Annotated in this window: 1 protein-coding gene; it reads left to right on the plus strand. The window is 45.7% G+C overall.

Translation table 11 applies throughout. The features are described from left to right. Positions 1 to 40: 40 nt before the first annotated feature. Positions 41 to 289: ChuX/HutX family heme-like substrate-binding protein (locus A3751_RS16205; protein WP_304439042.1), on the plus strand; the 249-nt coding region annotated here is incomplete at its 3' end.

Below are 289 nucleotides of genomic sequence, written 5' to 3' on the forward strand. Positions count from 1 at the left end.
TTATCTTGGCCGCAACGTATACATTCTAAGAGGTGAGGGTATGCAAGCATATAAAGCTATTCATGGTGATCAAGCGCAGGGGCTGCTTGAGATCTTGAGTCGTTGGGGGCCTCTGACGACGATTGTTTTCTCCGGTGGCAGTGTTTTTGAGTTTAAAGGGGCCTTTCCAGAAGGTTCTGTGGCAGAAGGTTTTTACAATTTTGGTCATTCAGGTTCTGGGGGTTTTCAGGGGCATTTGAATTTGAAGCTTGTTCAAAGCATTACTTTTCAGGATAAACCGCATCGCGGT

This window comes from Oleiphilus sp. HI0080 (genome assembly GCF_001635135.1).